Genomic DNA, 12,603 nt, shown 5'->3' on the forward strand with positions numbered 1-12,603 from the left:
CATGCGGCACTTGCTGAGGCAGGCTTCCTTGACCGGCGAGAACTGATAGCCACCGGCCACCGCCAGCAGCACCGCCGACAGAAGGCCCGAGCGGCTGTCACCGAAGTCACTGACCAGCTCGTGACGAAACAGGAGCATCTGCAAGGCCGCTGCCAGAACCGAGAACCCCAGCCAGACCGCCAGGTAACCGGCGACGAGCCGGGCGAAACGGGTGCCGGGCGCCGAATGCGCCAGATCGTCGTAGGTGGCAAAGGCCGGCAGCGCCGTCGGCGCCATCATCGCCGCCGACATCAGGCCCCACATCATCAGGACGCGCAGGAACCCGGCCGCATCCGGGGTCACGGTGCACAGGGCGACCCAGAAATCCGCGCCATAGAGCTTGCCGGCGACGCGCAGGTCGGCCGGCAGCGCCATCAGGTAGAGCAGCGCCCACGCCCCCAGGATCGCCGCGAACAGCGCAATCCAGTGCAATCCGGTCATGGCTCTGATACGGCTGGCGAACACGAGGGGCGATCCTTTGCGACTCACTTCTTGAAATCAAAATGTCAGACAATTAAACTCCGATCAAACACTAAATGTAAGACAAATGAAAATTGACCCGAAATCCAAGGCCGATCTCTCTGCTCAAATCGCGAAATCGATCCGCGACGCGATCATCGAAGGTCAGATGAATGTCGATGACCGGCTGCCTTCCGAGGCCGAGCTGGCCGACCAGTTCGACGTCTCGCGGCCGACCGTGCGCGAGGCGCTGAAGCGGCTGGCGGCACAGAACCTGATCCGCACCCAGCGCGGCGCGACGGGGGGGGCCTTCGTGCGCCGCCTGAGTTATCAGGACGCCTATGCCAACCACATCACCACCTCGACGCTGCTGCTGTCGATGAACGCGGTCGATTTCGAAACCGCCTGCGAGGCGCGCTATGCGCTTGAGCGGGCCTGCGCGCCGCTGTCCGCGGAACGGCGCACCCCCGACCATCTGGCGACGATGCGTGCCGAGATCCACCGCCAGGCCCAGCCCGGTCTGTCGGACGAGAGCTTCTGCGACAGCGACGTCGCCTTTCACCGGGCGCTGGTCGACGGGGCCGGCAACCCGGTGCTGTCCTATCAGCTGGCCGGCGCGGTCGAGGCGATGCAGCCGCTGATGAACATGATCACCTTCACCGCGCGCAACCGCGAGGTGATCGTCGGCCTGCACACCTGCATCGCCGACGCGATCGAGGCCGGCACGGCGCAGGCGGCCGATCAGGCGCTGGCGGAACTGACCGCCTATACGCTGAAACTCGGCGATCAGGCGATGGCCGAACGCGCCGCCAAATCCGGCTGAGCCGGGGAACGGGCGCGCGATGACGGTTCTGCATATCCTGTGCGGCAAGATCGCCTCGGGGAAATCCTCTTTCGCCGCCCGGCTGGGGCAGGCGCCGGGCACGGTCGTGCTTGGAGAAGACGCGCTTTTGTCCGGGCTCTACGGGCCGCAGATGCAGACCCTGCCGGATTACATGCGCTATTCGGCCCGCCTGCGCGCGGCCATCGAAGGCCATGTCGTGGCCCTGTTGCGCAACGGATGCTCGGTGGTGCTGGATTTTGCCGCCAACACGCCCGATACCCGCGCCTGGATGCGCTCGATTATCGATGCGGCCGACTGCGATCACGCGCTGCATTTTCTCGACGTCCCGGACGAGGTCTGCCGGGCGCGGCTGAAGGCCCGCAACGCCGCCGGCACGCATCCGTTTCAGGTCGACGACGAGCAGTTCGACTGGATCACCGCGCATTTCGTGACCCCGACTGTGGAAGAGGGTTTCGAAATTCGGACATACCCTTTTGAAAACCGGTCTTGAGGGTGTGACTGCCTTACCCGGGCATGGCGTCGGCATGCGTTCGGGATCATTGCAGGATTTCGGCGCGGCGCGGTCGTCGGCCATTGATCCCGAACGGATTCCGACCTATATCTTTCCTGTCCCCTCGGGGACTATGGACATAAATGCGCTCGTAATAAGCGGATCGGACCCGGGGGCGGTACCCGGCGTCTCCACCAACATCCTTCATTTGGGGATCATGGGGACGAAACAGGATCGACGAACGTCTAAAGGGGTTAGCTTTGTCTCGGCTGTCTGCCACCGTTATCGGCGAAAACTGTACAATTGCAAATGACAATCGTGCTCCGGCAATGGCTGTTGCAGCGTAAGCTGTAAAAGTCGCCGAAACTTAAGTCCAGTCGCCTAGCCGCGTCTGGCGGGGTTCGCAGGCACCTGGCAACAGAAGCCTGCACTTCCCCCCCATCCCGAAATCCTCCTGCACTGCCATCGGACCAAGACGCGGCGGCCTGCGGGGTCGCCTTTTGCTGCTTGGCGATTCTGTCCGGGCGGGCTATCACGGGCGCCGATCCCGCACCGTCTTCCCGCCCCTTCCCGCCCCTTCCTGCCCTCTGGACCCGCGCCGATGCAGCCCATCCTGCCCGCCCCTTCGCTTGGTGATCTCTTCGGGGTTTTCGGCCGCATCGGCCTCTTGTCATTCGGCGGGCCCGCCGCCCAGATCAGCCTGATGCACCGCGAGCTGGTCGAGAAACGCCAGTGGCTGGACGAAGAGCAGTTCCTCGGCGCCCTGTCCTTCTGCATGATGCTGCCCGGTCCCGAGGCGATGCAGCTGGCCACCTATGCCGGCTGGCGGCTGCGCGGCACGCCCGGTGGCCTCATTGCCGGGCTGCTTTTCGTCCTGCCCGGCGCCGCCGTCATCGCCCTGCTCGGCGCCGTCTATATCGGCTTCGGAGACCTGCCGGGCGTGCGGGCCGGTTTTCTCGGGGTTCAGGCGGCCATCGTCGCGGTGGTGATCCAGGCCCTGCTGCGCCTGTCGCGCAGGGTGTTGCGCAACCGCCGCGCGGCCCTGGTGGCGCTGGGCGCCTTTGCCGGCCTGTTCAGCGGCCTGTTGCCCTTTCCGGTGGTGGTGATCGCTGCCGGATGCCTTGGTTTCGCCCTCGGTCGCGACCCGGCCACGAAACGCGACGCCGGCCCGCTGCCGGGCTGGCGCCGGACCCTGCCGGTGGTGCTGGGATGGGCGGCGCTTTGGGCGGCGCCGCTGGTTCTTCTGGCCCTGCTTGACGCCGGCTTCCTGCTGACGCTGGGGCTGTTCTTCTCGAAACTGGCCATCGTCGGCTTCGGCGGAGCCTATGCGGTGCTGGCCTATATGGTGCAGGCGGTGGTCACCGAGCATCAATGGCTGACCACGCACCAGATGATGGACGCACTGGGGCTGGCCGAAACCACCCCCGGGCCGCTGATCCTCGTGACCCAGTTCGTCGGCCAGATCGCCGGCCATGGCGCCGGCGGGGCGGGCATGGCCGCGCTGGCCGGGCTGATCACGCTGTGGTGCACCTTCGTGCCCTGTTTTCTGTGGATCTTCACCGGCGCGCCCTATGTCGAGGCGGTGCTGCGCCACCCCCGGCTGACCGGCGCCCTGGCGTTGATCTCGGCCGCCATCGTCGGCGTGATCGCCAGCCTCGGCCTGTGGTTCGCCCTGCATGTGCTGTTCGGCGAAACCCGCTCGGGCCCCTGGGGCACGCTGCCGGTCTTCGACAGTTTCGAGCCTGCCCAAGCAGCGCTGGTGCTGCTCGGTGCTGCTCTGCTGTTTCTGCTGCGCTTGCCCCTGGTCGCGACCCTTGCCGCCACCGCCCTGTCCGCCATCCTCTGGGCCGCTTTCTGAGGCAGAAAATTCCGCCGGCATCTTTTCTCTCGCGCCGAATCCACTATTGTTGAATCAGATGACCCATGGGTGAGAAAATGCCTCGGACGATCGAATACGGAAACCTGATGCACCGCGCCATGCGCAACCTGATTCAGGAAGTGCTGAGCGATGTCGAAGCCCACGGGCTGCCGGGGGAACACCATTTTTTCATCACCTTCGACACCCACCACCCCGAGGTGGAGATCGCCGATTGGCTGATGGAACGCTATCCCGGTGAAATGACCGTGGTCATGCAGCACTGGTACGAGAACCTGAAGGTCGGCGATACCGGCTTCGAGGTGACGCTGAACTTCGGCGACGCCCCCGAACGGCTGCGCGTGCCCTATGATGCGATCAAGACCTTCGTCGACCCTTCGGTCGAGTTCGGCCTGCGGTTCGAGACCCAGAATGACGCGGATGACGACGAGGACGACGAGCCCGAGGTCACCCTGGCCGAGGTCGACCCCGAGGACGCCCCCAAGAAGGACGCCGAGATCGTCAGCCTCGACAGTTTCCGGCGCTGATCCTGCTGCCCGTGCCCCCGGCATGAGGCAAGACCCCCCGCCGATCCGGCAAATTGCCAACCACGCCGGCGCGGGGCCGCGATACAATGTCCGGAATGCGGTATTCAATTGTATACTATATTGAACTTTTCGCAGAAATGGGTATGACACTCGAGACTTTTGACACGGAGTTTCGTCATGACCCAGACCCGCACCGAAACCGACAGCTTTGGCCCGCTGGAAGTCCCTTCCGACAAGTACTGGGGCGCCCAGACCCAGCGTTCGATCATGAACTTCCCGATCGGCTGGGAAAAACAGCCCATCGCCATCGTGCGCGCGCTTGGCGTCATCAAACAGGCCTGCGCCATGGCCAACAAGGCCTCGGGCAAGCTCGACGCCAGGATCGGTGACGCGGTGATCCAGGCGGCCTCGGAAGTGGTCGCCGGCAAGTTCGACGACAACTTCCCGCTGGTTGTCTGGCAGACCGGCTCGGGCACCCAGTCGAACATGAACTCCAACGAGGTGATCGCCAACCGCGCCATCGAGATCCTCGGCGGCACCATCGGCTCCAAGGATCCGGTGCACCCGAACGATCACTGCAACATGGGCCAGTCCTCGAACGACACCTTCCCCACCGCCATGCATATCGCCGCCGCGATGACCGTGCGCGACGTGCTGCTGCCCGGCCTGACCAAGCTGGCCGAAGGGCTCGAGGCCAAGTCGGAAGAGTTCAAGGACATCATCAAGATCGGCCGCACCCACACCCAGGACGCGACCCCGCTGACCCTGGGCCAGGAATTCGGCGGCTACGCCCACCAGATCCGCCAGGGCATCGCCCGCGTCGAGGCCGCCCTGCCCGGCATCTACGAACTGGCCCAGGGCGGCACCGCCGTCGGCACCGGCCTCAACACCTCGAACGGCTGGGGCGAGACTGTCGCCGCCAACATGGCCGAGATCACCGGCCTGCCCTTCGTCACCGCCCCCAACAAGTTCGAGGCGCTGGCCGCCCATGACGCCATGGTCTTCATGTCGGGCGCCCTGGCCACGGTGGCCGGCTCGATGTACAAGATCGCCAATGACATCCGCTTCCTCGGTTCCGGTCCGCGCTCGGGTCTGGGCGAGCTGATCCTACCGGAAAACGAACCCGGATCCTCGATCATGCCGGGCAAGGTCAACCCGACCCAGGCCGAGGCCATGACCCAGGTCGCCGCCCATGTCATGGGCAACAACGCCGCCATGACCTTCGCCGGCTCGCAGGGCCATTTCGAGCTCAACGTCTACAACCCGATGATGTCCTACAACCTGCTGCAATCGATGCAGCTTCTGGGCGACGTCGCCGACAGCTTCACCGAGCGCATGCTCCTCGGCATCAAAGCCAACGAGCCGCGCATCGACAAGCTGATGAAGGAAAGCCTGATGCTGGTCACCGCACTGGCGCCGACCATCGGTTACGACAATGCCACCAAGGTCGCCAAGACCGCGCATAAGAACGGCACCACGCTGAAGGAAGAGGCGATCGCGCTCGGCTTCGTCGACGAGGCCACTTTCGACGCCGTGGTGCGCCCCGAACAGATGATCGGCCCCAAGGACTGATGGCAGAGCCGGTCAATCTCAACCGGTTCAGAAAACAAAAAGCGCGGGCCGAAAAACAGGCCCGCGCCGATCAGAACGCGGTCAAGTTCGGCCGCAGCAAGGCCGAGAAAACCCGCGACAGGGCCCAGGCCGACAAGGCCGCCCGCCACCTTGACGGCCACCGGCGGGACAGCGGCGGCGAGAACGGGCGCGACAAGGGGCGCGACGACAAGTGAATGCGCGCCCGATCAAACGCTCGCTGACCCTCAGGGGCCACCGCACCAGCGTCTCTCTCGAAGATGATTTCTGGCAGGCTTTCCGCGAGATCGCCGAGGAAAAGGCCAAGCCGATCAACGCGTTGGCCGCCGAAATTGATGCGACACGCGATCTCGACACCGGCCTGGCCACCGCGATCAGGCTCTACGTGCTGGCCCATTACAGAACCCGCGCTTCATCTCTTTGAAAATACTCGCGCCGCAGGCCTGAAATCAGCTGCGGGCAGCGCCGCCGTCACACCGTTTCCGAGGCCACCAGCCGGATCCGCTCGATCATCGCCCGCAGCCCGTTCGAGCGCTGCGACGACAGGTGTTCGTTCAGCCCCAGCCGTTCCATCTCGGCCCGTGCGTCCACCGCCAGCACCTCGGCCACCGGCAGGCCGCTATAAAGCCTGCGCAACACCGCGATCAGCCCGCGCACGATCATCGCGTCGCTGTCGCCGTCAAAGCTGAACCGCCCCTCTTCGATCCGCGGGTGCAGCCAGACCTGGCTGGCACAGCCGTCGACCTTGGTCGCCGGCACCTTCAGCGCCTCGTCCAGCGGCGCCATGTCCTTGCCCAGTTCGATCACGAAACGATAGCGGTCTTCCCAGTCCTCGATGAACTCGAAATCCTCGACGATCTCTTCGAATGCGGCCTGCGCCATGGTCCGGCTCTCCCGATAGTGTCTCAGCTGCCCGATCCTGCGGGCGCGGTTTCCGCCCTTTGCTTTAGGACGGCAGCGCCCAAAGGTCCAGCCCGCCTTGGCGCTTTTCAAAACCGGCGCAATCCGCTAACTCATAGCAAAAGCCAAGAGAGCGAGCCCATGCGACACACGCCCCTTCTGTTCCTGATTGCCGTCCTCGGACTGAGCGCCTGCAATTCGGGCTGGAACCCGATGAACTGGTTCGGCCGCTCGACAGAGGTGGCCGTGGCCGCCGAGGACGAGGTCAACCCGCTGATCCCGGTCAGCAACAACATCCTGGCCCGCCCCGAGGCGCAATATGCCGGCACCCCGGTCGCCATTATCACCGAGCTCAAGGTCGAGCGGGTTGCCAACGGGGCCCTGATCCGGGCCGCGGGCGTGGCCGACATGCAGGGCGCCTTTGACGTGAGACTGGTGCCGCGCAACGACGGCAAGCCGGTCTCGGGCGTGCTGACCTTCGATCTGAAGGCGCTGCAGCCGCGCCATGTGCCGCGCGGCGGCTCCGAGAAATCGCGCCAGATCGTCGTCGCCCATCGCATGACCGACCAGCAGTTGCAGGGGGTGCGCACGATCCGGGTCGCGGCGCGCGACAACGCCCGCCAGTCGCGCCGCTGAGGTTTCGCCCCCTTGTCGGGGGCTACAGCTTGACCACGCGCACCGATTTGCCCTTGGCCGCAAGCGCAATCTCGCCCTTGCACAGGCGCAGTGCATCCTCTCCGAAAACCTCGCGGCGCCAGCCGCTCAGCGCCGCCACGTCGCGCTCACCGGCGGCGATGGCATCGAGATCCGAGGCCGGCGCAATGAGTTTCGAGGCCACGCCGGCGCTTTCGGTCTTGGCCTTCAGAAGCACCCGCAGCAGGTCGGCCAGGGCCGGGTTGACCTGCAGCTTGTCGCGGCCGTCCTCGACGCGGGGCATCTCGTCGGGCGGGCAGTCCAGCCCCAGCTGCACCGCTTTCAGGATGCCCTCGGCGATCTCGCCCTTGCGGGCCTCGCGCAGCAGCAGCCGCGAGCGTCCGAGATCCTGCAAAGACTGCGGCTTGGTCGAGGCCAGCTCGATCAGTGCATCATCCTTGTACACCCGGTTGCGGGGAATGTTACGGCTCTGGGCATAGCCCTCGCGGAACCGCGCCAGCTCGCGCACCACGGCAAGGAATTTCGGCGAGGTGGTGCGGGTCTTGAGCCGCCGCCAGGCCTCGGAGGGCTTGATGACATAGGTCTCGGGGTTGGTCAGGATCTGCAGCTCTTCCTGAACCCAGTGCAGACGGCCGCTTTCCTCGATCTTGCGCGCCAGGAATTCATAGACCTGACGCAGATGGGTGACGTCGGCCAGCGCGTATTTCTGCTGCGCCTCGGTCAGCGGGCGGCGCGACCAGTCGGTGAACCGGCTCGACTTGTCGATGCCCTGCTTGGCGATCTTGCGCACCAGCGTCTCGTAGCCGGCCTGTTCGCCGAAACCGCAGACCATGGCCGCCACCTGGGTGTCGAACAGCGGCTCGGGGAACACCTCTGCCTCGATGAAGAAGATCTCGAGATCCTGACGCGCGGCATGGAACACCTTGACCACGCCGGGGTCGCGGAACAGCTCGTACAGCGGCTCGAGCGACATCTCGCCGGCCAGCGGGTCGACCAGAACCGCGTCATCGCCGTCGTGATCCGGCACCGCCATCTGGATCAGGCAAAGCTTGGAATAATAGGTGCGTTCACGCAGGAACTCGGTGTCGATGGTGACATAGGGTTTGCTGCGCGCCAGCGCGCAGAACGCGGCAAGCTCTTCGGTGGTGGTCAGGGTTTTCATCTGATCGGAATCTTTGCTTAACATCTTCTGCTCGTTCCCGGGCTTACGCGCAAATCGGCTGAAATGCAAATCGCCGCCCGGGGCGGCGATCAGAGGTCGACGCGCCGCAGGTCGCCGGCGGCAAAGCGGCGCAGGACGGCGGGGTAAAGCCGGTGCTCCTGTTCCAGCACCCGCGCCGCGAGACTGCCCGGCGTATCCCCGTCCAGCACCGGCACGCGGGCCTGCCCGAGGATCGGCCCGTCGTCCAGCGCCGGCGTCACCTGATGCACCGTGCAGCCATGTTCGCCATCCCCGGCCTCGAGGGCACGGGCGTGGGTGTGCAGCCCCTTGTATTTCGGCAGCAGGGATGGGTGGATGTTCAGCATCCGCCCCTCCCAGGGGGCCACGAACCCCTCGGTCAGCACCCGCATGAACCCGGCCAGACAGATGATGTCGGGCTGCACCACCGCGAGCGCGGCCTGCAACGCGGCCTCGAAGGCCGGCCGGTCGCCCGCGAAGGGGCGGTGATCGACGACCGCCGTCGAAACCCCGAGATCGGCGGCCTTTTTCAGACCGCCCGCACCGGCGTCATTGGACAGAACCAGAACCGGTTCCGCCGGATGGTCGCCAGATTGCATATCTTCCAGCAGGCGGAGCATGTTCGAGCCACCGCCGGATATGAAAATCGCGACCCGTTTCTTCACAGCAGGCTGCCCGAATAGCGCACCCCTTCGCCAGCACAGACACGGCCGACACGGTAGACGGTTTCGCCTTGGTCACGCAGCAGCGCCTCCAGCGCATCGGCTTCGTCGCCCGACACCGCCAGAATCATGCCGAGGCCGCTGTTGAAGGTCTTCAGCATCTCGGCCTGATCCATGTTGCCGGTTGCCGCCAGCCACTGGAACACCGCCGGAAGCTGCCATGCGTCGAGGTCGATCTCGGCGCCCAGCCCCTCGGGCAGAACCCGCGGCAGGTTCTCGGTCAGGCCGCCGCCGGTGATATGGGCCAGCGCATGCACGCCCCCCGCCCGCACCGCCGCCAGCGCCTGCTTGACGTAAAGCCGGGTCGGTGCCAGCAGCGCCGCACCCAGCGTGCCCTCGCCCCAGGGGCATTCATCGTCCCAGCCAAGGCCCGAGACCTCGACCAGCTTGCGCACCAGGCTGTAGCCGTTGGAATGCACCCCGTTCGAGGCCAGACCCAGCAGGACATCACCTTCGACGACACCGGCGGGCAGGTCGGCGCCACGCTCCATCGCACCGACCGAGAAACCGGCAAGGTCGAAATCTCCGGCTTCGTACATGCCCGGCATTTCCGCCGTCTCGCCGCCGATCAGCGCACAGCCCGACTGGGCGCAGCCCTCTGCGATGCCCTCGATGATGCGCGCCGCCTGATCCGTGTCGAGCTTGCCGGTGGCGAAATAGTCGAGAAAGAACAGCGGCTCGGCGCCCTGGCACACCAGATCGTTGACGCACATCGCCACCAGGTCGATGCCGACGCCGTCGACATTGCCGGTGTCGATGGCGATGCGCAGCTTGGTGCCCACACCATCGGTGGCGGCGACCAGGATCGGGTCTCTGTAGCCGGCATCCTTGAGGTCGAACAGGGCGCCGAAGCCGCCGAGGCCCGCCATCACGCCCGGGCGCGCCGTCCGCTTGGCCGCCGGTTTGATCCGATCCACCAACGCGTTGCCCGCGTCGATATCCACTCCTGCATCCGCATAGGTGATGCCGTTCTTGCCGTCGCTCATCTTGGTCTCCGTTTCAGGATTTGCGAAGGCACTAGACCATCCCGGCAAGGGAAACAATGGTTAGCCGTGACGCGGGGGGGCCTCGCGGTCGGAATTCGCGCCCCGATCCGCGCTTTGCCGCCGCATCCAGTCATCAAGCGCCGCAATCTGCGCCGCATCGAGGCGCAGCCCCAGTTTCGAGCGCCGCCAGACCACGTCCTCGGCGCGCCGCGCGAATTCGCGAGTCATCAGCCAGACCACCTCGCGTTGGCAAAGCGTGGCGCCGAAGTCGCGCCCCAGATCATCGCGTTCGACCGCTTCGCCCAGAACCGCTTCGGCCTCGGTGCCATAGGCGCGCACCAGCCGCCGCGCCCATGACGCATCGAGAAAGCGGTATTTCCCGAGCAGATGCCGGGTCAGCGCCGGCGCCCCGTCGACCGGGAAATCGCCACCGGGCAGCGCCGCGCCGGCGGTCCAGGGCCCCGGCAGGCCGGGAACGAAGGGCGCGATCCGGTCCAGCGCCGCCTCGGCCAGACGGCGATAGGTGGTGATCTTGCCGCCGAAGACGCTGAGCACCGGCGCCCCGCCCGCCGTATCCAGCCCCAGCACGTAGTCACGGGTGGCGGCGGTGGCCGAGGCGGCGCCGTCATCGTAAAGCGGGCGCAGGCCGGAAAAGCGCCAGACGATATCCTGCCTGCGGACCGGCACCCTGAAATAGCGCGAGGCGCAGTGGCAGAGATAATCGGCCTCGGCCTCGGAACAGACCGGCGCCGGATCGGGCGCCGCCTGATCGACGTCGGTGGTGCCGATCAGGGTGAAGTCGCCCTCGTAGGGGATGGCGAAGACGATGCGCCCGTCGGCCCCCTGAAAGAAATAGGCCCGGTCATGATCGAACAGCTTGCGGGTGACGATATGGCTGCCCCGCACCAGCCGCAGCCCGTCGGCGCTGTCGATCCCGGCAACCCCCCGGATCACCTCGGCGGCCCAGGGCCCGGCAGCGTTGATCAGCATCCGGGCTCGGGTCTGGCGCAGCGCCCCGGTTTCGGTGCAGCGCGTCGTCACCCGCCAGCCCGTGGCGTCGCGCTCGGCCCGCTCGACCCGGGTCCGGGTCAGGATCCGCGCGCCCCGCGCCGCCGCATCGCGGGCATTGAGCGCCACCAGCCGGCTGTCATCGACCCAGCAGTCGGAATATTCGTAGGCCCGGCGAAAGCGGTTGTCGAGCGGCGCACCGGCCGCGTCCGAGCCAAGGTCGATCGTCGTCGTTCCGGGCAGGATGCCGCGCCGCCCCAGATGATCGTAGAGAAACAGCCCGGCGCGGATCATCCAGCCCGGACGGCGCCCGCCGAGCCAGGGCATGAACCCCGAAATCAGCCGCGATGCCGGGCTGTCGGCCGCAAAGCGCATCTCGCCGTCAAGGGGCAGCACGAAGCGCATCGGCCAGCTGATATGGGGCATGGCGCGCAACAGCCTCTCGCGTTCGGCCAGCGCCTCGCGCACCAGCCGGAACTCGAAAAATTCCAGATAGCGCAGCCCGCCGTGAAACAGCTTGGTCGAGGCCGAAGAGGTGGCCGAGGCGAGGTCGTTCATCTCGGCCAGTTCAACAGTCAGGCCGCGCCCGGCCGCATCGCGCGCGATGCCGCAGCCATTGACGCCGCCGCCGATCACGAACAGGTCGACGGCCGCGCGTTCGGGGAATGTATCGGCAGGATGTGACAAGGGAGACCCCTCCGCAGCGTTCTTCTTCCAAGATCATGCGCATCCGTGAATTGTCAACTCGAATGTTCGTTTATTTTCGTTATCGATATTGCCGATAGGAAGAAAGGCCCCTCCTTCCCGCGCAGGCCACCGCCCTGCCCCTTTTCCGGCCCGCGTTTGCCTGGCCCTATAAGCGGTTGAAAGCGCGCAAATATGGGATGTTCTGGCATACCCCGACTCTCGCCCCTTGCCAACCAATGGCCGGTTCCCATAATGGTCAATAACGAAAAGGAACGAAGCCATGTCGCAGAATTTCCGGCACCCCGACATCCTCGAGATCGCGCGCCAGACCGGCAGGGTGACGGTCGAGGGGCTGGCCGCGCATTTCGACGTCACGGTCCAGACCATTCGCCGCGACCTGAAAGATTTGGCCAACGCGGGCAAGTTGGAACGGGTGCATGGCGGTGCGGTTCTGCCCTCGGGCGTGGCCAATATCGTCTATGAAGAGCGCCGGCGCCTGAACGAGACGGCAAAGAAGCGCATCGCGCAGGCCTGCGCCGGGACGATTCCCGACGGCGCCTCGGTGTTTCTCAACATCGGCACCACCACCGAGGCCGTGGCCCGCGCCCTGCTCGGTCACAGGCGGCTGATGGTGGTGACCA

At 65.9% G+C, this 12,603-nt stretch carries 15 protein-coding genes and 1 other RNA gene; 10 read left to right on the top strand and 6 right to left on the bottom strand.

Going from position 1 to position 12,603, the window contains the following annotated elements; all coding sequences use genetic code 11:
- A partial coding sequence (locus ABZD10_RS07965) for a DUF2182 domain-containing protein (protein WP_372885667.1) occupies positions 1-480 on the bottom strand: 480 nt, incomplete at its 3' end.
- A 106-nt stretch (positions 481-586) separates the two neighbouring features.
- Here ABZD10_RS07965 and ABZD10_RS07970 point away from each other — a divergent pair.
- The 8 genes from ABZD10_RS07970 (at position 587) to ABZD10_RS08005 (ending at position 6,249) form a co-directional block, all read left to right on the top strand.
- Complete coding sequence (locus tag ABZD10_RS07970) at positions 587-1,321, top strand: FadR/GntR family transcriptional regulator (protein WP_372885669.1); 735 nt, start codon at positions 587-589, stop codon at positions 1,319-1,321.
- Between the two features lie 19 nt (positions 1,322-1,340).
- The gene (locus tag ABZD10_RS07975) at positions 1,341-1,832 is read left to right on the top strand and encodes an AAA family ATPase (RefSeq protein WP_372885671.1); all 492 of its coding nucleotides are present in this window, start codon (positions 1,341-1,343) and stop codon (positions 1,830-1,832) included.
- Positions 1,833-1,911: 79 nt separating this feature from the next.
- Positions 1,912-2,264, top strand: a transfer-messenger RNA (tmRNA) gene (gene ssrA / locus ABZD10_RS07980).
- A 169-nt stretch (positions 2,265-2,433) separates the two neighbouring features.
- On the top strand, positions 2,434-3,690 hold the full coding sequence (gene chrA, locus ABZD10_RS07985; RefSeq protein ID WP_372885673.1) for a chromate efflux transporter: 1,257 nt from the start codon (positions 2,434-2,436) through the stop codon (positions 3,688-3,690).
- A gap of 77 nt (positions 3,691-3,767) precedes the next feature.
- Positions 3,768-4,235, top strand: coding sequence for an SspB family protein (locus ABZD10_RS07990; protein ID WP_372885674.1), 468 nt, complete (start codon positions 3,768-3,770; stop codon positions 4,233-4,235).
- Positions 4,236-4,412: 177 nt separating this feature from the next.
- Complete coding sequence (gene fumC / locus ABZD10_RS07995) at positions 4,413-5,807, top strand: class II fumarate hydratase (RefSeq protein WP_372885675.1); 1,395 nt, start codon at positions 4,413-4,415, stop codon at positions 5,805-5,807.
- Complete coding sequence (locus tag ABZD10_RS08000) at positions 5,807-6,022, top strand: DUF4169 family protein (protein WP_372885676.1); 216 nt, start codon at positions 5,807-5,809, stop codon at positions 6,020-6,022. The genes fumC and ABZD10_RS08000 overlap by 1 nt, the downstream gene beginning before the upstream one ends.
- On the top strand, positions 6,019-6,249 hold the full coding sequence (locus ABZD10_RS08005) for a ribbon-helix-helix domain-containing protein (protein WP_372885677.1): 231 nt from the start codon (positions 6,019-6,021) through the stop codon (positions 6,247-6,249). Before ABZD10_RS08000 ends, ABZD10_RS08005 begins: the two co-directional genes overlap by 4 nt.
- 47 nt (positions 6,250-6,296) lie before the next feature.
- Here ABZD10_RS08005 and ABZD10_RS08010 read toward each other — a convergent pair whose 3' ends face one another.
- A complete protein-coding gene (locus ABZD10_RS08010) occupies positions 6,297-6,707 on the bottom strand; it encodes a SufE family protein (RefSeq protein ID WP_372885679.1) in 411 nt (136 codons plus the stop codon).
- 159 nt (positions 6,708-6,866) lie between these two features.
- Here ABZD10_RS08010 and ABZD10_RS08015 point away from each other — a divergent pair, with 159 nt between their 5' ends.
- The gene (locus tag ABZD10_RS08015; RefSeq protein ID WP_372885680.1) at positions 6,867-7,361 is read left to right on the top strand and encodes a hypothetical protein; all 495 of its coding nucleotides are present in this window, start codon (positions 6,867-6,869) and stop codon (positions 7,359-7,361) included.
- A gap of 22 nt (positions 7,362-7,383) precedes the next feature.
- Here the strand turns inward: ABZD10_RS08015 and rnd are convergent, their stop codons facing one another.
- The 4 genes from rnd to glpD all read right to left on the bottom strand — a co-directional run bounded on the left by rnd (position 7,384) and on the right by glpD (position 11,962).
- Positions 7,384-8,541, bottom strand: a complete 1,158-nt coding sequence (gene rnd / locus ABZD10_RS08020) for a ribonuclease D (protein ID WP_372885686.1) — start codon at positions 8,539-8,541, stop codon at positions 7,384-7,386.
- Positions 8,542-8,630: 89 nt separating this feature from the next.
- On the bottom strand, positions 8,631-9,224 hold the full coding sequence (purN, locus tag ABZD10_RS08025) for a phosphoribosylglycinamide formyltransferase (protein WP_372885682.1): 594 nt from the start codon (positions 9,222-9,224) through the stop codon (positions 8,631-8,633).
- Positions 9,221-10,267, bottom strand: coding sequence for a phosphoribosylformylglycinamidine cyclo-ligase (gene purM / locus ABZD10_RS08030; RefSeq protein ID WP_372885683.1), 1,047 nt, complete (start codon positions 10,265-10,267; stop codon positions 9,221-9,223). Before purM ends, purN begins: the two co-directional genes overlap by 4 nt.
- 60 nt (positions 10,268-10,327) lie before the next feature.
- Positions 10,328-11,962, bottom strand: a complete 1,635-nt coding sequence (gene glpD / locus ABZD10_RS08035; protein WP_372885684.1) for a glycerol-3-phosphate dehydrogenase — start codon at positions 11,960-11,962, stop codon at positions 10,328-10,330.
- Positions 11,963-12,242: 280 nt separating this feature from the next.
- Between glpD and ABZD10_RS08040 the strand changes: the two genes are divergently transcribed.
- Positions 12,243-12,603: DeoR/GlpR family DNA-binding transcription regulator (locus tag ABZD10_RS08040; RefSeq protein ID WP_372885685.1), on the top strand; the 361-nt coding region annotated here is incomplete at its 3' end.

Source organism: Shimia sp., assembly GCF_041624275.1.
GTDB lineage: Bacteria > Pseudomonadota > Alphaproteobacteria > Rhodobacterales > Rhodobacteraceae > Shimia.

What these genes read in the sequence shown, in the direction of transcription:
- ABZD10_RS07970 (WP_372885669.1), top strand. Translation starts at nt 587, where the DNA reads ATGAAAATTGACCCGAAATCCAAGGCCGATCTCTCTGCTCAAATCGCG.
- ABZD10_RS07975 (WP_372885671.1), top strand. Translation starts at nt 1,341, where the DNA reads ATGACGGTTCTGCATATCCTGTGCGGCAAGATCGCCTCGGGGAAATCC.
- chrA (WP_372885673.1), top strand. Translation starts at nt 2,434, where the DNA reads ATGCAGCCCATCCTGCCCGCCCCTTCGCTTGGTGATCTCTTCGGGGTT.
- ABZD10_RS07990 (WP_372885674.1), top strand. Translation starts at nt 3,768, where the DNA reads ATGCCTCGGACGATCGAATACGGAAACCTGATGCACCGCGCCATGCGC.
- fumC (WP_372885675.1), top strand. Translation starts at nt 4,413, where the DNA reads ATGACCCAGACCCGCACCGAAACCGACAGCTTTGGCCCGCTGGAAGTC.
- ABZD10_RS08000 (WP_372885676.1), top strand. Translation starts at nt 5,807, where the DNA reads ATGGCAGAGCCGGTCAATCTCAACCGGTTCAGAAAACAAAAAGCGCGG.
- ABZD10_RS08010 (WP_372885679.1), bottom strand. Translation starts at nt 6,707, where the DNA reads ATGGCGCAGGCCGCATTCGAAGAGATCGTCGAGGATTTCGAGTTCATC.
- ABZD10_RS08015 (WP_372885680.1), top strand. Translation starts at nt 6,867, where the DNA reads ATGCGACACACGCCCCTTCTGTTCCTGATTGCCGTCCTCGGACTGAGC.
- rnd (WP_372885686.1), bottom strand. Translation starts at nt 8,541, where the DNA reads ATGAAAACCCTGACCACCACCGAAGAGCTTGCCGCGTTCTGCGCGCTG.
- purM (WP_372885683.1), bottom strand. Translation starts at nt 10,267, where the DNA reads ATGAGCGACGGCAAGAACGGCATCACCTATGCGGATGCAGGAGTGGAT.